General features: G+C 53.6%; 15 protein-coding genes. 9 read left to right on the forward strand and 6 right to left on the reverse strand.

The annotated features are described in order from the left end of the window. Positions 1 to 147: 147 nt before the first annotated feature. Positions 148 to 1,464 (reverse strand): RES family NAD+ phosphorylase, encoded by a 1,317-nt coding sequence (locus tag ASD70_RS21095; RefSeq protein ID WP_056847368.1) that lies wholly within the window; start codon positions 1,462 to 1,464, stop codon positions 148 to 150. A 207-nt stretch (positions 1,465 to 1,671) separates the two neighbouring features. On the opposite strand from ASD70_RS21095, the gene ASD70_RS21100 reads away from it, so the two are divergent. Next, positions 1,672 to 2,028: an MbcA/ParS/Xre antitoxin family protein gene (locus ASD70_RS21100; RefSeq protein WP_056847369.1), complete on the forward strand. Its 357-nt coding sequence runs from the start codon at positions 1,672 to 1,674 to the stop codon at positions 2,026 to 2,028. A gap of 64 nt (positions 2,029 to 2,092) precedes the next feature. Further along, positions 2,093 to 2,995, forward strand: coding sequence for a ribonuclease H1 domain-containing protein (locus tag ASD70_RS21105; protein WP_056847370.1), 903 nt, complete (start codon positions 2,093 to 2,095; stop codon positions 2,993 to 2,995). Between the two features lie 75 nt (positions 2,996 to 3,070). On the opposite strand, the gene ASD70_RS21110 is transcribed toward ASD70_RS21105, so the two are convergent. Then, positions 3,071 to 3,862, reverse strand: coding sequence for a hypothetical protein (locus ASD70_RS21110; protein WP_056847371.1), 792 nt, complete (start codon positions 3,860 to 3,862; stop codon positions 3,071 to 3,073). A 454-nt stretch (positions 3,863 to 4,316) separates the two neighbouring features. On the opposite strand from ASD70_RS21110, the gene ASD70_RS21115 reads away from it, so the two are divergent. After that, a complete protein-coding gene (locus ASD70_RS21115) occupies positions 4,317 to 5,351 on the forward strand; it encodes a tyrosine-type recombinase/integrase (RefSeq protein WP_236708734.1) in 1,035 nt (344 codons plus the stop codon). Positions 5,352 to 5,551: 200 nt separating this feature from the next. Here ASD70_RS21115 and ASD70_RS21125 read toward each other — a convergent pair whose 3' ends face one another. Continuing rightward, on the reverse strand, positions 5,552 to 6,724 hold the full coding sequence (locus tag ASD70_RS21125) for an HNH endonuclease (RefSeq protein ID WP_236708735.1): 1,173 nt from the start codon (positions 6,722 to 6,724) through the stop codon (positions 5,552 to 5,554). A 151-nt stretch (positions 6,725 to 6,875) separates the two neighbouring features. Between ASD70_RS21125 and ASD70_RS21130 the strand changes: the two genes are divergently transcribed. The 5 genes from ASD70_RS21130 to ASD70_RS21150 all read left to right on the forward strand — a co-directional run bounded on the left by ASD70_RS21130 (position 6,876) and on the right by ASD70_RS21150 (position 11,524). Continuing rightward, a complete protein-coding gene (locus tag ASD70_RS21130) occupies positions 6,876 to 7,238 on the forward strand; it encodes an HAD family hydrolase (RefSeq protein WP_236708736.1) in 363 nt (120 codons plus the stop codon). A 158-nt stretch (positions 7,239 to 7,396) separates the two neighbouring features. Next, on the forward strand, positions 7,397 to 8,017 hold the full coding sequence (locus tag ASD70_RS21135; protein WP_056847372.1) for a hypothetical protein: 621 nt from the start codon (positions 7,397 to 7,399) through the stop codon (positions 8,015 to 8,017). Then, complete coding sequence (locus ASD70_RS21140; protein ID WP_056847373.1) at positions 8,007 to 9,104, forward strand: helix-turn-helix domain-containing protein; 1,098 nt, start codon at positions 8,007 to 8,009, stop codon at positions 9,102 to 9,104. Before ASD70_RS21135 ends, ASD70_RS21140 begins: the two co-directional genes overlap by 11 nt. A 324-nt stretch (positions 9,105 to 9,428) precedes the next feature. Beyond that, complete coding sequence (locus tag ASD70_RS21145; RefSeq protein ID WP_158682876.1) at positions 9,429 to 10,901, forward strand: AAA family ATPase; 1,473 nt, start codon at positions 9,429 to 9,431, stop codon at positions 10,899 to 10,901. Further along, entirely contained in the window at positions 10,898 to 11,524 is a 627-nt protein-coding gene (locus tag ASD70_RS21150) for a retron system putative HNH endonuclease (RefSeq protein ID WP_056847375.1), read from the forward strand. Before ASD70_RS21145 ends, ASD70_RS21150 begins: the two co-directional genes overlap by 4 nt. Before the next feature lie 340 nt (positions 11,525 to 11,864). Here the strand turns inward: ASD70_RS21150 and ASD70_RS21155 are convergent, their stop codons facing one another. Then, entirely contained in the window at positions 11,865 to 14,291 is a 2,427-nt protein-coding gene (locus tag ASD70_RS21155; protein ID WP_082561458.1) for a DEAD/DEAH box helicase, read from the reverse strand. Here ASD70_RS21155 and ASD70_RS29200 point away from each other — a divergent pair. Next, complete coding sequence (locus ASD70_RS29200) at positions 14,290 to 14,442, forward strand: hypothetical protein (protein WP_156382936.1); 153 nt, start codon at positions 14,290 to 14,292, stop codon at positions 14,440 to 14,442. The two genes, ASD70_RS21155 and ASD70_RS29200, sit on opposite strands and share 2 nt — an antisense overlap. 313 nt (positions 14,443 to 14,755) lie before the next feature. Here ASD70_RS29200 and ASD70_RS21160 read toward each other — a convergent pair whose 3' ends face one another. Together ASD70_RS21160 and ASD70_RS21165 are read right to left on the reverse strand one after the other, a co-directional pair. Further along, positions 14,756 to 15,727, reverse strand: coding sequence for a hypothetical protein (locus tag ASD70_RS21160; RefSeq protein WP_056847377.1), 972 nt, complete (start codon positions 15,725 to 15,727; stop codon positions 14,756 to 14,758). Positions 15,728 to 16,568: 841 nt separating this feature from the next. Further along, positions 16,569 to 17,732 (reverse strand): MFS transporter, encoded by a 1,164-nt coding sequence (locus tag ASD70_RS21165; RefSeq protein ID WP_056847378.1) that lies wholly within the window; start codon positions 17,730 to 17,732, stop codon positions 16,569 to 16,571. Between the last annotated feature and the right edge of the window lie 8 nt (positions 17,733 to 17,740).

The following is a 17,740-nucleotide window of genomic DNA, read 5'->3' on the forward strand; positions in this document are numbered from 1 at the left end:
CAGCGAAAGGCCTGCAACACCTGCAAAAACCGGAAAACTTGCCAAAACACCCGAACACGCACGATCAGTCCACACACCGCAGGCCTAGAGGCTTCTAGAGCCACGCGCCCCGAACCCTGACGCCACAGACCACAGACCTAAACTCAATCAGAAATCCCCATCCAGCAGCCCCTCCATACCTGCTGGAAGCGAATGCGCGCTACTTGGTGGAGTCAGCAACGGCAACAGCTTGTCCTCCGGCAGCGCCTGATCATCTGTGTCGTACTTCACCTGCCGGATCCCGTGGTAGACGAGGCTGTCACTGACATACTCGATGCAAGGCCCATCGGACTCCTTGGGGCCTCTGACCATATAGCCGTTCCGAACCCTTCCCATCGAAGCGGTAGCATCGCAGGCGACGTGCGAGAACAGCACAATGTTGCTGCCGGCGCTCTCCTGCACGGATTTGAAGATCACACCATCAATACGGGGCTTGCAGTGGGTGGCCAGGTACTCAGCGATGACTTGAGTAGTTAGATAGTCGCGCTCTGCTCCAGGAAGCACCGGCACCGTGATTGCGTCATGCAGATACCTCAGGAAATCCCGCCGCCCTACCTTCGAATGGTATTTGGAGTCAAAGAAGCTTGGCATGGGCCCTAGATCTGCTTTTTCAAAGCGTCCGAAATCCAACACCTTGACCTCCCTGACCAACCTGAATTCGCCACTCACGACGGTGCCGCCAACCGGGGGACGGAGCTCAGCGACACAGGTCTTGCGCTCGAATGCTCCGTAGAAGGCAGGAACACCTGCAGGGTTCATCCTGCCCTCTCCAGCTCGCTCCTTCGGGGGAGCTCCGAGATTACGCGCAGGGTTGGCTGTGATCTCGGAAACACTCTCGCCGCCCATGCAGGTTCGGGCGCGGAAGATCGACGGAGAGTTTTCAGGCGTGAGCAACCGCACCACGGCATTTTCATCGGACGAGGCTGAGTACTTATCCAGATCTTTGAAGATCCAGCCCAAGAACGCCTTGGCGCTGTCGTTGAAGAAGCGTATTCCATGCTTCATACCTTCCTGGAACTCGCACCATTGGTGGCCGATGTCATTCAAGCTGAAACGTTGTCTGGAGTACTGAATGTCGTCACTGTATGACGTCAGGCGCCGGCTCACTGCAGCCACGATCGGCTCGATGTTGTCGCAGCCAAAGATTTCGCTTACCCAGTGTTCGATGCTCTCGCCTTCTTGATGGTCAATCCGACCACCGTTCCAACGCCAAACGTGATCACCCTCTGTGATGTAGGTACCAAGGATTTCGGTGACACGAGAGACGATCTCAGCGAGTGGCACGCACTTGCGTTTCGAGTTGCAAAGGCTGCACTGAGCGGAGGCCCCACTGCGCTGGATCTGCCGCCCTAGAAAGCGGTCGTGCACGCACTGATAACACACTCCCTTGGTAGCCTGTCCGTCTTTCACATTTTCCATTCGCATGGTGCTGGCAGTACCTGAACCTGTTCATCAAGGGGGCATGATGGCTGAAGCGCCGCGATTGGAATACCATCCAAAACGGCTCAAGTCCCAAATTGCTCTGGAATAACGCCGCCCTCAACATCGGACAGGGTGTCCTCTAATGCGCTGCCAGATACCCAATCCGGACGCTGCCATACTTCAGACATTGAGCCCACTCAAGGAATCGGCATGCTGATCGAGTTCGACCTCAACCATAATAACGCGCAAGCCCTGTTGCGCCACTGCACAGAACACAAGCCAAACTCTGAGGATTTTCGAGAAAATGCTCGCCTAAGGGAGGCTTTGGAAACGCTCGCGGAGGCGATCAATGACGCGATGAGTCCAAGCAAGGACGGCCCGGAGTCGTCGGAAACGATTGATCCACGGCTGCTTGATGCAGCGATGGCAATCTTCGGCGACAAGAAAAGTGCGGTGGACTGGCTATCGCAACCCTTACGAGCGTTGGGAGCGAAACGCCCGAGGGATGCCCACATCGACGACGCCTTGACACTTCTTGCGCGCATTGAGCATGGGTTCGGTGCCTGAAAGCATTGCGAGGTCTGCAGATCACCCCGCAGGCCCATTAAGTGATTCAGGGAGGTTGCACAGGATGGCCAAGAAGCCGAAGTTCTACGCTGTTGTCCACGGACGGAAACTCGGGATTTTCAATAGCTGGGAAGGTGGGGCTCGCTTGTCCATTGACCGTTTTCCGGAAGCGAAACACCAGTCGTTCGCAACGATTGAGCTCGCTGAGGAGTGGTACCGCCAGAACACCCCCACGCCAGGCTCGAACCACTCACCGGTTCTTCACTTCAGCACGCAAGCGTCCGCGCAACTGCCGACCGTCATTCCACAACAGCCTCAACAGCCGACCTTGGACGGCGTGGTTGCCAAGGACTACGTCGTCTACCTGATCATCGATCCGGTAACAGAGGAGCCGTTCTACGTAGGGCAGACAGGCGACTTCGAAGCCCGGCAGCGAGGCCATGTTGGGAAAGCCAACCATGACTGCAAACGCGCGGCAGCCAAGATCGCCCAGATACTCGATGACGGGATGACCCCAGCATTCAAAGTTGTAGAAACCTGCGAATCTGAAGAGGCCTCTTTGGAGGCCGAGACACGCTGGATCGAGCACTGTACCGCCAGGGGTATCACGGTTTGGAACCGCACGAGGGAGCATCGCCAAATCCAAGCATTACACATGAAGCCCAGAATCGAGTTTGATCGAATTATCGGGGACGGCCCCTTTACCCTCGGCCCCTACCCATACGACTCCAGGTTTGAGCTGAAGAGCAAGCTCAATGCCTTCTTGGCCAAGTCTGCCCAAGGTGCGATAAAGCTGGGCATGGCCACCGAGAAGCTCAGGTTGATCTGGAAACTCACCCGCCAGGCAGGGGAAGTCAGCGAATTTCGCATCGTCAAGAACGCATCCAAGCATCAGCTCGAAGCAGTCCTCGTGTCCGGATCAACCGTGAACTTTGACTACGGCGCCGCGATCGACCGCCTCCCCTGACCTGCTGCAACCAGGTGACGAGAGCCCCCTCCAGCACCGGATCCGAGCGCATAGAAGAAGCGCACCTGATGCACCTCAGTCACCTCCTCCAAAGACCGGATTATCCAAGCCCAAGAAATCCGCCATCCAAGTTCGCTCCTCGTCACTGGGCTCGTAAGAATAAGCAGTCTTACCCTCAACTTGTTCAGGCAGTTCACGCCAATATCTTGGTTCAGCCACACCGTCCAAAAACACCAGCTCGCAGGACACATAGCACATCCATATCCCTGCCGTCAGAAATTGAATATTCAACTGTAACGATTCTTCATCGCCTGTGTATTCGCGGATGGGCGTGAACTGCTTATGCAAAGTTCCAATATGTGTGAACTCTCGACTCAGCAAGCCGTAGATGTGGCCGAATGGAGGGAAGACGCGCTTGGCACTGGAAACGGCGCGCGGAGACTCAAATTTGTGCTCTTGGTACTTTTGAAAGTCTTCCGGAAATTGCATGAGATGCAGGGCTACGGCCATGGTTTCAATGGCTGAGCGCACGACCGGCCCAGGCTGCAAAACGAAGCCACCACGAAGCATATAGGCCGCACCAACCATGGAGTTCAGGGCATTGGAGAGGAGTTCTGCACACGCCATGCGAAGCTTATCTTCGTTGCGTTCGGCCCTGAACATCCCCGAAGCCCAGATAGCGGAGCAATGGGTAAAAAGTGCACTCATTTTTTCAAGGTCAGCACTATGTAGCGCATCAAAACTTTTAGCAATTCTATCAGCGTCGCGAGTTATTTGATTAATGAGCATTGACCTACGAAACTCGTATATCTTCTCGTTAGCTGGATCAAAAACCACTGCACAAGTATCAGGATGCTGTTCCCACATAGATCATTCCTTGTTCGTTAAGAGTCTTCAACCTGCGACGCTGATACCTTTAATCCGCCAACCCATGTGAGCGAACCGGCTCAGGCAATAGGGTGCTGAAGCCAATAAGAATAAATTGCGCAATCAATATCAGCAGTACCCGTCCTGTGAAGCATAGCTCGCAACCCAAGACAGTTTCCCCGTTGCCCTCTGTACAATGACTTCCATCAGGGCAGCCGAAAAAATCCCCCTCATGGTCAAGCCTAGCAAGTTGACAAGCCTGACAAGCCTGTCAAATTGGCAAGTCCCTGAGTGTTGATCAGCACCAGAAGCGATGCTACCGTACCGACCACGGTCTTCCTGGATCGAGCGGTCGGCATGCAAAGCCTTTGCGCCTCAGGTGTTTCTCCCTTCTTTCGCACGCACTTCGACAATTGTCAGCGGGCAGCCGACACCGTGACATTGGAGAATTGCCATGCGCGTTCCGGTCTATCCCGAAGATCTGCTCCCCCGAGCCGCCTTCAAAAGACTCGCCAAACTCATCCAGAAACGGTGGCCAGGCCAATCACCCGTCCAGCTCTCTTTTGCCCGAGAGACCCTGTCCAAGGGACTAGGGTATGCCAATTACCACGATCTCATGAAAGAGTCCGTCAACTGGCCTCAGTATGCAGAAACGCCTGCCCTGAGTACCACGCACACCCAGCTCGCGGCTGAGATTTCTTCGGTATTGGCCTTGGCCAACGACACCTCAGTACCGCGCAGCGCGCTTGACCCTTTTGTCGAGACGCTCCCGTTGAAAGTGCTTAGCACGTTCAAGGGGGCTGCCTCACGAGGCGTGGAAGTGACCAAGAGCCCAATGCCTGATTTAGACCAGACTGAAATCTGTCCTGTGAACACCACCGCCCCAGAGTCAGAAGTCCCGCGCTACACGTGTCCACCTATAACGCACAAGCCATCGAAGCTCCAGGCCATTTCGTTGGGACTGGATATCTTCACTCACAGTGATGCGATCAAGCGGATCGTTGAAAACTCAGGAAGCCTTCGCGACCGGAGCCTTTTTGCATTGCTGGAGACAGGGCTTCGGGGGCACGTCATCCTTGGTACCAAGGTTTCCCAGGTTGTCAGCTTGAAAACCCAAATGCCTTCGAGCAAAGAGATATCCATTGAGATCACGAAAGCGAAACCACCACTAACTCTTGCGAACACAGCTGTAATCGAGAAGTACATTAGGGAGGAAAATCTCTCTGCCGATGACTATCTCTTCCCGAGTGATGACCGGAAGCAACCCATGTCGACATCGCAACTGCTTCGGATTTTTCAGTCGTGGGAACGAGGGGCTCAACTCCCCCGCTCAACACTCATGCCGAGCACCTTGAGACGGGCAGCTATGGCACAGCTAGCAGCTGTCCACCCCACCGCAACAGCCTGGCAAACGAATCGCCGGTCAGCTGGGTCACTCCTCCAGTTCCATGGCCGAACACTACGTTTCACTCACTACGACAGGCGCTGATGCCTCCTTGAAGACTGCCAAGTAAACCGGGAAAGCCTCTGAGTCTTGAAAGACCCAGGAGCACACGGGAAGGCCGTGAGGACTAGCATGGACGACCCACATCTAACAGCATGCTAGGCCTGGGCACATAGAGCTGCGTGGAGCGCTTCAATCGGCGAGCCTTGGGGTAGTGACTTCCAAGGCTCGTTACGAGCGATACGTTACTCGTTGTCTCCGAACGTCAGATCCAACGCAGTCTCCCACGCTTCGCCTTGCTCAAGCGTTGCCACCTTTCTGATGAACTCATCAATGATGGCTTCCTGCTCATCCTCGGTCTGTGCAGCTCCGAGCTTGCCGTCCAATTCTTGAGTGAGTCGGCTGCGATTTTCTGCATGGCTTTCGATGCTCCACTGCTCAAGCACACGATCCAATGCGGCTTTGTTTGCAGCCATCGTGCATGAGTGTTCCGCCCTGAACGATTGCGGTGTCCTCGGGAGGTAGCCAGAGGGTGCTATCCCCTCGATCACGAACCGAGCAGGGCTCATTGATCGAGGATTGATGGCTAAACCTCGGAAGGGAATGCCCGTGGCAGGGCCGAGCACGACCGAGAACCGCCATCCGCCGAAAATCTCAATGAAGGCCACGATAAGGTCACCGACTTCAGTGACAATCAACGAATGCTCAAATCCCGAGAGCTCTGCGCCAATGCACTTATGATGGGGCTCGATCTTCGAGATGGTTGGCCACGGGTTGACGAAATCCCACCCGCAGAACTCGTTGATGGCCGGCTCGCCACAGATGATCGCGTCTCTCACATCAGGATCTATGACTGCGCGGGCCCGCTCATTGCCGTACAGCAGCACAAAGCCTGCAACAGCCGACTTTGCGATGCATTTCCACACCTTTATGCCATCAAACTTCGAGCCCAACTTGATTGGCGGCACTTTCCGCTCAATCATCATCGCGTTCGAGAAATCCGCCTGCAGCTTGCGCTTGTTCAGGATTGATTGTACCCGCTTGGCCTCGGCTTCATTCGGGACAGTCAGGTTCAAGACACTCCCAACCTGGAGGTCGCTCGGCACCTTAGGTGGCCTGATGAAGGGTATGAACCCAGGGGCTAGATCGAACGATGCCCCCTCTTCCAACACACCTGCATTCGCGATCGTGGGCGGAGGCTTTTTCCGACCTGTCCAGATTTGGAGACCATTTCGGACATGCTCAAAGGCATCAGCCAGGGCGTCATCAATCTTGCCAGTCTCTTGGCCTGCAAAAGCATTGTTGCATTTCGTGCAGGTGGCGCGGGGGGTAATCAGACGGTCCCCTAAAGCGGACAGAAAGATGTGTTCATCGCTACCAGGGTTCAAGTCGACATCGCAGAATAAGCACTTTTCCATTTTTTGAGAGGCTTCCAGGTACGGAGGGATCAGTGAAACGAGACTCGGAGCTGTCCTTTTACGATGCGGCTCAGCTAAGCCCATTAGGCCCGGATACACGGTATCATTTCTGACCGCACGGGCAGTCGCCCTCGTTGATCAAGGCGCTCAAATGCCCGTCAAATTTGTCCTCTTCGATGCCTTCGGCACGCTTGTCCGCATCCCCAAAGCCACCCACCCCTATCGTCAAATTCTCAAGGAGGGCATCCGCCAGGGTCGCAGGCCGCGACCAGATGACCTTCACCACATCATGGCTCGTGCTCTGAGCCTGAGCGATGCGGCAGATCACTTCGGGATCAAGATTCCTGCAGATCGCATGGCCGAGATTCACGGTGCCTTGGAAGCAGAGCTGGACAGTATCGAAGCCTTCGAAGATGGGATTCGAGCCGTCGACAGATTGCAGGCTGAGGGCATCAAGATTGCCATCGCGTCCAATCTAGCAGCCCCATACGCAGAGCCTGTCCGGCGCCTGTAGACACGACCGATCAATAAACGCTTTGGCTCGGTATCCGCTGACTGAGACGCTTTTGGGTGCGAAGAGCCTGCAGATCCTCCAGTTGACAAACCAAGATTTCTGCACAAAAATACCGGTTGACAGTACCCCTTATTTGCACAGTTTTCGAGGTCGTATCGATGCACGAAATCCAGCACCCAAGTCATTTCGCACCCGAGTTGCTCCCCGAATACCTGGATCTGGTCTGCCAGGAAGTGATCTCAGTTGCGTATCAGGCGCTGGCTGATGCATCTACACCAAACGATACCGCATACACCCGCGCGACCCTGCTCTACGGGCGTCTTCAAGGGCTCTGTAAGGCGTTGGGTGCCGATGTGACCCTGCCATGGCTTGAGCTGCGAAACGGCACCATGGACTTCACGATCAGCATCAACGGAGTTTTGCTACAGATCGTCACCGACGATCCTGATGCTCCTAAGAAACTGCATCGGCTCAAGGCCAATCTGGTCGAGCTGCACCAACTGAGTCTCTTCGAGGCCAGCCCCGAGGTTTCCACCTGGAGACTGTTTGTCGATGGGAACAACGACCTCGAATTCCCTGAGTTCAAAGCCACGATCGTGGGCTTCGATATCAACCAAAATATCCTTTGCCACTGGGCACATGAATACAAGGCCAGCGTGCCGGTCAGAACCAGCGATCTCCCTGCTCAAGTCGAGATCGAGGAACCTTTGGTGGTTCGCAGAAACAAAGACGCCGACACGAAAAAAACCGACGAACCTGGCAGCGTAGATGGACGATAGAACACAGCAACTGGCATTAGGCGACGAATTCTCTCCGGACAAGCTGCGCCTTGCGCGCTGCGCGTCCGGCTGGTCGCTTGCAGACATCGGTGACCTGCTTGGAGTTACCCGGCAGTATGCTCACAAACTGGAGGTAAATGGATTTCCCTCCGCCGTACAGCTGGAAATGCTGAGCACGGCTCTGGGCGTCACTCAGGAGTTTTTCTTTGCGCCCAGACGCAGCTCCGTTGAACTTGAGCAATGCCATTTCCGAAGCGTGCGCGCCTCAACTGTGACGGTGAAGAAATCGATTGCAGCTCAGGTTGAGCTTTTCGAACTGCTGATTGATGAGCTCGACAAAGAAGTCGCGTTCCCGGATATCAGCTTTCGGACACATGATGAACCAGTGACAAGTGTCAATACTATCGAACAGATTGCTGAGCGTTTTCGTAGAGAGCAATCGTTGGGGCTTGGGCCTCTCTCGAACGTCACCAGACTGGTCGAGAAAATTGGAGTGCTGGTCGTCAATATCGCTGAAGCGGATGATCGCATCGACGCGTTTTCCTTACACAACAAGCGCCCACTGATTGTTCGCAACACCGCAAAGCAGAACCCATGCAGACAACGTTTCGACATCGCCCATGAGCTCGGTCACCTGGTGATGCACCAAGGTGTGGAAACGGGCTGCCGGCACACGGAAGATCAGGCCAACCAATTCGCAAGTGCCCTTTTGATGCCCAGGGCAAGCTTTGCAGGAGAATTCCCTGCAATGCGAGGCCGGTATCTCAACTGGCAAGCATTGGGTGAGCTAAAGCTGAGGTGGAAGGTTAGTTTCAAGGCTCTGATCTATCGGGCTCAGGCTCTGGATCTCATCAGCCAAGAGCAGGCCAAGTCAGGCTTCACTTACCTGAATCGTAAGGGCTTCACACGGCGGGAAGATCTCGATGATCAGATCGAGATGGAGTCACCTCGACTGGTGCAGCGCGCCCTGGATTTGCTGGATCATGCGAGTTGGAGAAAAGCTCTCAAGGCTTGTGGGCTTACCCGCGAGATGGTTGAAAGCCGCTTCATGCTCACACCACCTGAGCCACCTTTGAGGCTGGTCTAAAGGATCTACTACGAGGCGGATATGGAGCTCAATTTCGAACGGCTGCAGGCACATATCCTCCCTCTGACGACGGCAGAACCATAAAACCAAAATCCTGAAAAATGCAGGTGCAACTAATCGACCTAATCAGCAAGCAACAGATTTAGCCTGACGTCATAAGAAGATAATATCGAATGCAACATCGGTTACTTTTAAGCCCGCAACCCACACATCATGTTTTGAATGCGACGCCCTAAAGCCAACTTGACAGGCTGGCCCAACAGCATCGCTAGGCCGTAAAACACGGGTAGTATTCCCACTATTTACATACAAGGATGTCTGCAAGTGAAAACACCATCATACTTGCTAGAAAGTGCTCGCTTTGACTTCGGAGACGGCTCTGACGGACATGTTAAATTTATCGGCGAGAACGCCAACTTAAAGAAAACACACATCTCCTTTATCGTTGGAGCAAATGGCACTGGCAAAAGCCGCATGCTAGCCAGCCTAGTAGATGCTTTTAATGAGCAACATTCACAAAACTCAATTGAAGAAAAATATCATCGCCAACTATCAGGCTCACACAACCTGCCATGCATTGAAATAGTGGCGAGGGCACATGGTATCTCAGATCAGACAAGGGCCCAACACTCCGAAGAGAAAAAACTTTCTACACCACATCTTCCATCAAGAATCCTAGCCATTTCTAACCTAGTGATCGATAAGTTTCCTTATCGTCAAGATAGCATCGACGAAGATCAATTCTATTATTACCTAGGAGTCAGACAAGCGACCAATCTGACCACGACGGGATCGACCGATAGAGCGGTGGCTGAGTCGGTGATACGAATGCTTGCCGATAGCACGCGCCTGGAAGCATTTGGGTCATGGATTGATATGGTCTTCGGCAATGGCAGGGAAATCGCATTTGGGTTCAACAGACGTAAGCTTCAGGAAATACGAAAATTCCTCAAAATCGCTAACAAGTTCGAATATATACAAGAGCGGCTAGAGCGGCGCATGGGCTCTAGAAGGGCTGACATGATCAGCGGTGAGGAGCTGCTAGCTATGACAGGCCATATTGAGGAGCTGTTCACTCTACTGGAAAATAATCTTCAAACTCAACTCTACTCTAAAGTCGAGAGAGCCACATTGAGACTGGCCACACTTCAAGAGCAGGACAAATCTAATCTGAGTAGACTTGTGATTGGTTTTTTAGCTGCGAGTCGCGCTGGTATTTCTGTGTGGCCAAGCCTTTTGTTTGAGGGAAGATCGTGGTTGGGCTTTGAGGAGTTGAGTTCAGGGCAGCAAAATTTACTGTCAGTCGGCGCGAAAGTCATTGCCTACGCGACCCCTGGCTGCCTAGTGGTGATTGATGAGCCTGAGGTTAGCCTCAATGTAATTTGGCAACAGCGTTACGTGGAATTATTACAAAAGTCTTTAGCAGGGGCCACTGGGAGCCACGTAATCATCGCGACCCATTCGCCTCATATGCTGTCAAGCGTAGCGCATGGACTTGCCAGTATTGTCACGCTGGGGCGCAAGTCGGATCAGATAGTCGCTGAGGTTCAAGATGGCGTATTCGAGGGTTGGGGTTCCGAATCCGTCTTGTATAACGTATTGCAAATACCGTCTGCGTCAAACTACCACCTGACGAGAGAACTGAGCGCCGTGCTTAAGCACATCCAAGACGGGGGAAAAGACAGAGATTTTCTCAACGGCTTCATGACCAAGATATCTCGCATTAACTACAAAGGCATTGAGCCGCTGGCGCTAGTAGTTAAGGAAGTCCAAACTTACATGGAGCGTCTGAATTGAAAAGGTTCATAGTCCCCTCGTATGGATGGAAGCTAGTCAAAGAATTAAAGCATTATGCAATTACAACCAAGGCCAAAGATCCCTGGAGCCATGGAAAACAGGCAACTAAGAATTTCAAACAAGAAATGACGAGACTCATGCTTATCGAACAGAAGAGGCGCTGCGCTTACTGTGGCTGCCGACTGTTCGAAAAGCGCCCTCACCGAGATCATATAGCCCCGAAGGAATCGTATAGAGAGTGGATGTTTTGGCCTACCAATTTAGTTTTATCATGCTATACGTGCAACACCGACCTTAAGAAAACTTTCGACCCAATATTGGTCAAAGGAAGCACCTATCGACGGTCAGAATTCTCATTCGTACATCCTTACTTTGATGACCTCGACGACCACATCACCTATACATCGGAGGATGTTAAAGTTTTAATCCAAGAGCGTAACGGCTCGACTAAAGGCAAAAAGACCATCGATGTATTTGAGCTCTCCAGCACGGAGCGTTCCAAACAGCGAGCTAAAGACTATCTCCATGACGAGGACGCGGCAGACTTGTATGGCTACCATCGTGCGTTGCTGGAAAACGCGAGAGCTGCCATTGAGACGCGGCTGTTGAAGATGAATGACTAGAAGCCATCTTGGTGAGGATTGAGTAACACTAATAAGTGTCCTCCCCAGTTCTCAAATGCAAAAGGTGCCTATGCGCCTTTTGGTCGCTGCATATTTACGCCGATGCGACATTCGATTCCCCGTTTACCAAGCTCTGCCCCGCTGGACATGACCAGCTTGCAGAGCTGGGGGGAGCCGCACTGATTCCACCTCGGAGACTCGCAAGCGGATCGACGTCTTGATCAATACCGCAGGTGCTGGTCAGGGCCACTAGCCTATTGAACCATCGATTTTGGCGACCGGCTGACGCACCATGCGCCTGCCGTTCGCCGATTTCAGACGTACTCTGAGTGGATATCCACTACCCTTCCACGAAAGGCACTAAGTAGTTGGCCAATCTGTCCGCGCGTATCTGCGAGTGCTCGATTAAATGCTGGCAATGCCCTTCAAGCTCAATGTCGGTCAATTGAGACTCGCAGAGCGCTCTCAGCAACACCCTAGAATCTGCAACCATTTGATTCAGCCGATCAAGCGTGAGGGCATAGCTCTCGTGTGCTGACGCTGCTGCGGTTGCCTTGTTCGTGGGGTGCACAACCACACGTAGACTTGAGTATCCAGGGTAGTTTTGAACAAACCACTGCTCTGCGACAAGAAGCTGGCCATGCTCCTCCTTGGTTAAAGGGTTCCTGTCCTGCTTGCGACTTTTTGCTTCCAGGATCAGAGCAGCCTTGTTGGGTAGAAGCCATAGTACATCAGGCCCCTCCCCACCGACGTCATGGCGTTCGGTAGAAAGGCCTATCAAGACACCGAGATCTGCAAGCGCCTGCTCAAACTGGTTGGCAGAAGCGTTGCTGTTCAACCTGGATACCACCTGCTCGAAGCGTTGAAGCAAACCACGTCTCATCCGGTATCCACGCAGCTGAGATGCAATAGCTGAGCCCTGCGCACCAGGAGAAGGGAGAGGTCGGTAGGGTGATGAGGTGCGCGGACGTAAAAGATTACGGTTCGCGGAAAATGCCGATCGTTGGAGCTCGTCACTACGCTCGGCTTGTCCCCAGTTGTTCGCTATACGGCCTGCCAACTGGTATAGCCAACCGCGTGTTTGTTCATCAACCGCGTCCTGAGCACCCGCTACCTGATCCAAGCGAGCGATGGCCTTGTCATAACACCCGTCCGCCCAGAGGTTGAAAGCTTTGCGCTCCGTCGACGCCGTATCGAACCGCTTCGGATCTGGGACTTCCGGCCCCACGTTTTCCGCCAGCGTGGCGGCATGATACTCAACCCATTCAGTGTTCCGGTTGATGCTGAGCGCGACTGTATTTCCCAAATCGTTAACGTCACTGACTTCTTTGCTGACAGTCGACCCCATTTCAAGCTGTGCTCGGGTCGCACTCGTGAGCAGCTTGAAGTTAGCGTCCTTGGCAATCCAACCTGCTAAATCAGAACCAAGAAGCAGCACTACGCAATGGTCACCCGCTCCACGTGCTCCGCGTCCGATACCCTGCTCTATGCGCTGCGCTAGCATGCGACTGATGGTAGCCCCACCGTACAGGGTGGCAGCACGCAGGAGCTCATAATCAGACGTCCCGGAGGGAAGCCCTTCCATCACCAGGATTCTGCATGAATCGCCTGGCAAATCTATCCCATCGTAACGGTTGGCAAATACGACTGGCCCGCTCGTTCTGCGAGATTGCAGTGCCTCAATTGCATTTTCAACTTGGTCTGAGCCTTCGGCGAATTGCGCAGTGCCGTCCCATGCCTTCGCGGCATAATTGGCGTGCACCAACACCACAGCCCCAAGGTTCATCGCAGCGACTTGCGTGAGAATGGATTTAGCAACGCTTTGCGCATCGAAATCGAACTGCATCAGGCTTGGGATCAGGATCATCCGCTCACTGATCCCGGCGAGAGATCTGGAGGCCAACGCATTGTTCACATGTTGAGGATTGGCGTCGAACGTACGGACAATTTCGCTATCGTCAGCGATGGTCGCCGACATATAGATTCGCCGAGGGGCATCAGCGAATGTGGGGAAATTGTTCACTAGGGGCAGGACAGTCGTAACGGTGAATGCTTTGCTGCTGATCAGCGCATGGCACAGGTGCAGATTGTCCCGCAGCAATGGCCAAGCAAAAGGAACGTCCCCACCGTCGCCACGCAACATTCCCCTTACGGTGTCCAACTGCTCATTCCAGGCCCAATAAGGTACTTCCACGACGCCGTTGTTCAGGCCCGAAACGGTATCGTCAAAGGTTCCTAGTCGATCAATTTCTCGAAAGGCGCTGCGGAACAAGGTGCACAGCGCGGCATAAGTCTCCTGATCATCCTCAGAGGAGATCTCGAGAGTGAACGACTCGCGCACAACAGAAAATGCTACGTGGGCGTCATCGAGGATTACCGCACCCACTTTAATGGGCATCCGCCCCCCACGAACCCCAAACTTGCTATGGCCGTTGAACAAGGCTTTGTACGACGCGACCATCACTGCTTTGCCGTTTACAAAGTCGTCGTGCAGCGGCTGTCCTCGGGTATATGGGACAGCGAGAATCCCCAGCGACTTTGCCTTCTCCAGGGTCTGCTTGACTAACTGCGTGGTCGGAGCCAGATACAGCACAGGCTCTTTCAGGTCATTCAAGGTCGACTGAGCAATCAACAGACCAACCAGGGTCTTTCCTCCCCCAGTATGGAGCTTGACCACCGTGTCACGCTCGTCCTTGCGCTTGAACCATGCCTCCAGCACCTCAGCTTGACTGGTGTAAAGATCATTGATGCCCTGAGGCTTAGGCATGCGCCTGAAGATTTCCAGGGGATCTATTGGCGCTGGCCGCTGGGACTGCGACCTGAGTTTGTTAAAGTCCACCATCCTTGTTTACCTCACAGTCGCCGTTGAGCTTGAGCTGCCCATGTTCGTCCGATTGGATATCATCATCAACGATTAATTGTGATAGATCAGAGCATTCCCTGACAGCTTGTTCCATCTCTTGCAGGTGGCCGCGACGCCCACAGGGTCGTCGCCAAGGATAGCGTGCTCCATTAGCAACACCCGAAAGCCCTTCAGGCCGTCCTCCCCTCGAACGGGAACTCAATGTGCCACCTTCGTACTCACAATGGTCGAATCATCTACCCCACGCCGCGGGTACTAAGGTCGACTGATCTGGTCGAACGCGAGAAAGGCAGTATTGGGACGCTGATCTCTCCCAGATACCTCTGCAACGAGAAAAACAGGGCAACGTGAATAGTCAGTTAGAGTATTCACTCTCCTCTGCCAATTTCAGTGAGATTGAACCGATCAGGTGTGAACATCTTCACGTGATGAGCGAACGCCTTCTCCATCGCATCCTTGACAGGGGAAATATAGGCCTGCCAGGATTCATGATTGTATTGCCTGATGATGGACAGGACTGAAAACTCCAAGTGATGCAAAGAGTACTTCATCAAGGTATCTCCATCAGAAAGTTTTTCCCTCAGCACATTATAGAACTCATGACAATCAACTCTACCTTTGCCATCTTTCATAGTATGGCAGGGTATTGACCTTGAGGCATTTGCTATTCGGTTAACCTCTTCCATGTCTTTATAAAGGCAAATCAACTCTATCTCGATACTAGGCCTAATCCTCTCTTCTGCCCGCTCAAGAGCAGATTCAAGCATTTGAACTTTTTCTCGGTGATAGTCATTAACAACTTCTTCAGAGACGTCATTGAGCCATAACTGATGATGATATTCAGGAAGGCCGCCAATAGGCTTAAAATTTTGCAAATGAAAATCATGTAGACTGCACTTAGCTAAAGCCAAAGCTTGTTTCATATCTTCGGGTACGTTGATGCCGCTATGTACCTTTTCGAGCACTTTGTTAAGCTTGTCGTTATGAATATCGCCATCAGTCACGCACACAACCTCAAGGAATCTATTATCCCCAGACGCCTTTAGCTGCTCGCGATATACATAGATACCATACATGAGCGTTGGCATGTTATCCCATGCGCCCGCTGTGATGACTTTGTACGACCCATTCGCCTCATGGGCGACCATCCCGAGAATAGTTTTGGCTAAATCATCTTCACAAATGACGATCACGGACGGGATAAGATTACTAACCATAGAGCCATGGCGCTCTATCCATGTTTTCTTTGAATTTTCATCTATTGATGTGCTGACAGAGGTCATGCCCATAAGCCCGACTCCAACATTCACCTTGAACACAGTGACCTTCTCATCTTCCATGGCTCATCCTTTGACAAAATTTAGGCTAGAATTTTAGCGATTAGCAGCATCACTTCAACGGCAGTTAATCAAATTTAGGTCACAAAAACTATTCATCAAAATAGCTGCCCAGAATGCACCATTTCCTCAAAAAACAGATACTTTTTGTGTTGTGCAGGGCGTCAGCGCCCCATGGCCCTTGACCAGCCTATGGATGACGCGAAAGTAAATGCTAATGGGGGGATAATGCATGCTTCTGCTGTACGAATGGGCTAGCCGTACAGGGATGCGCTCACTTAATGAGGAATGATGACTCAAGGCTACTGGCCATTTGCATACTGTCCCCGTAAAGAGTTCTACCATCCATTTTCGAGATGTCCAACAGCGCACCATTGCCGTAGCCGATCGGCACGATGATCATGGTGCGATGTGAAGGTCGTCGAGTCGAAGCGACGGATCTGCTGACCGACACCGGTGTCGGTGGAAGTGAACACGCTGGCCACCTTGCCGACTAATACCCCTTCCGCCCGAACTCCGCTGGACTCGCGACCGGACTACCTTGTCTACGTTGCCATGCGCTGCTTTGAAGGCCTCAGGATTGAACGATAGGTGATTGGTCACCTGTCTGTGGGGGCATGGATATCAGGGTGCACCATGGTGCACAATCGAGAACGGAGCTATTCACCCGTAAAACTGGGTCATAGCGGAAGGAGACCACTACACGGATACACGCTTTAGGCCCCAAATGCCCAATAAGGGTTCGATTCCCTCTACCCGCTCCACTCAGATTTTGCGCTTGCGTCGGGATGGTTCTGGCGCGAATGCATAAGAACCGGCCCTTGGTGGCCGGTTTTTTTATGGGTCATGGTACGCGGATCAGCTCAGGTTTAAGGGGCTTCCAGCCGGCCAGCGCGATCAACAGGGTCAGCACCTGGAAACCAATGATCAGCCCCACACAACCGGCCCAGCCCCAGCGCTCCCAGATCAGTGCCGGGACGATAGCGCCGCAGCTCCCCCCCAGATAATAACAGGTGAGATAGACCCCCACCGCCGCTGCCTTGTCGGCGCCAGCGGTGGCGGTGGTGAAGGCATTGGCAGTGGCTTGGGCGAGGAACACGCCGGTAGAACTGAGTGCCAGGCCCACCACAATGCACCAGAGGGAAGGCACCAGGGTCAGGGCCGCACCACAGACGCCCAAGATGGCGGCAACGCTCAGCAATTCGACATGCGGGCGGGCTTTACTGAGGCGGCCGGCAATGGGGATCACAACCAACGCTAACAGAAACACCATGTACAGCGTTCCCAAGGCGGCAGGCCCGAGGTTGAACGGCGGTAGGCCAAGGTACAAACCTGCGTAGGTAAAAGCAGCGACTTGCGAGAACAATACGCAAAAGCCTACGGCATAAGCGGCCAGCAACGGCTTGCGCCAAACGCCTGACGAAGCCGCTTGGACCTGCTGCGCCCGCGGGCGGTTGGCCGGCAGCAGAAACTGAATAAAACCGCCCACCATCAAGCTCAGTACCGCCAGCCACTCAAACGCTTCACGCCAGCCCACATATTCAGTCACCACCCCGGTGATGAAGCGCCCGCCAAGCCCTCCCAACACAGTGCCCGCCACGTAAAGGCTGGTGACTTCGGTCACCGTGCCGCCGCGCCAGCGATCGCCGATGTAGGCCACGCTGGAGGCAAACACAAACGGGATCAACATGCCCTCGACAAAGCGCCACACCAGCACTTGCGCGAAACTGTCAGCATAGGCCGTCATCAGCACCGGCCCGGCCAGCAGCAACGCCGCAGTCGAGATCACAATGTGCTGCTCGAAGTGCCGGGTCAGGCGGCTGACAAACGGCGCAGTCATCGCCACGGCCAGTGTGGTCACGGTAATACTCCATCCCGCGGTCTTGGCGCTGATATGAAATTGCGCGGCGAACACCTGCAGGATGCTCTGGGTGGCGTAGAGATTGAGAAACGCCGCGCAGCCACACAGGAACAGGGCAAGGCGGGCACAATGCAGGCGTGGTTTCATGAAACCTC

It is taken from the genome of Pseudomonas sp. Root569 (assembly GCF_001427465.1).
Classification (GTDB): Bacteria; Pseudomonadota; Gammaproteobacteria; order Pseudomonadales; family Pseudomonadaceae; genus Aquipseudomonas; species Aquipseudomonas synxantha.

What these genes read in the sequence shown, in the direction of transcription:
- ASD70_RS21110 (WP_056847371.1), bottom strand. Translation starts at nt 3,862, where the DNA reads ATGTGGGAACAGCATCCTGATACTTGTGCAGTGGTTTTTGATCCAGCT.
- ASD70_RS21135 (WP_056847372.1), top strand. Translation starts at nt 7,397, where the DNA reads ATGCACGAAATCCAGCACCCAAGTCATTTCGCACCCGAGTTGCTCCCC.
- ASD70_RS21130 (WP_236708736.1), top strand. Translation starts at nt 6,876, where the DNA reads ATGCCCGTCAAATTTGTCCTCTTCGATGCCTTCGGCACGCTTGTCCGC.
- ASD70_RS21140 (WP_056847373.1), top strand. Translation starts at nt 8,007, where the DNA reads ATGGACGATAGAACACAGCAACTGGCATTAGGCGACGAATTCTCTCCG.
- ASD70_RS21105 (WP_056847370.1), top strand. Translation starts at nt 2,093, where the DNA reads ATGGCCAAGAAGCCGAAGTTCTACGCTGTTGTCCACGGACGGAAACTC.
- ASD70_RS21100 (WP_056847369.1), top strand. Translation starts at nt 1,672, where the DNA reads ATGCTGATCGAGTTCGACCTCAACCATAATAACGCGCAAGCCCTGTTG.
- ASD70_RS21115 (WP_236708734.1), top strand. Translation starts at nt 4,317, where the DNA reads ATGCGCGTTCCGGTCTATCCCGAAGATCTGCTCCCCCGAGCCGCCTTC.
- ASD70_RS29200 (WP_156382936.1), top strand. Translation starts at nt 14,290, where the DNA reads ATGCGCCTGAAGATTTCCAGGGGATCTATTGGCGCTGGCCGCTGGGAC.
- ASD70_RS21095 (WP_056847368.1), bottom strand. Translation starts at nt 1,464, where the DNA reads ATGCGAATGGAAAATGTGAAAGACGGACAGGCTACCAAGGGAGTGTGT.
- ASD70_RS21125 (WP_236708735.1), bottom strand. Translation starts at nt 6,724, where the DNA reads ATGGAAAAGTGCTTATTCTGCGATGTCGACTTGAACCCTGGTAGCGAT.
- ASD70_RS21155 (WP_082561458.1), bottom strand. Translation starts at nt 14,291, where the DNA reads ATGCCTAAGCCTCAGGGCATCAATGATCTTTACACCAGTCAAGCTGAG.
- ASD70_RS21165 (WP_056847378.1), bottom strand. Translation starts at nt 17,732, where the DNA reads ATGAAACCACGCCTGCATTGTGCCCGCCTTGCCCTGTTCCTGTGTGGC.
- ASD70_RS21160 (WP_056847377.1), bottom strand. Translation starts at nt 15,727, where the DNA reads ATGGAAGATGAGAAGGTCACTGTGTTCAAGGTGAATGTTGGAGTCGGG.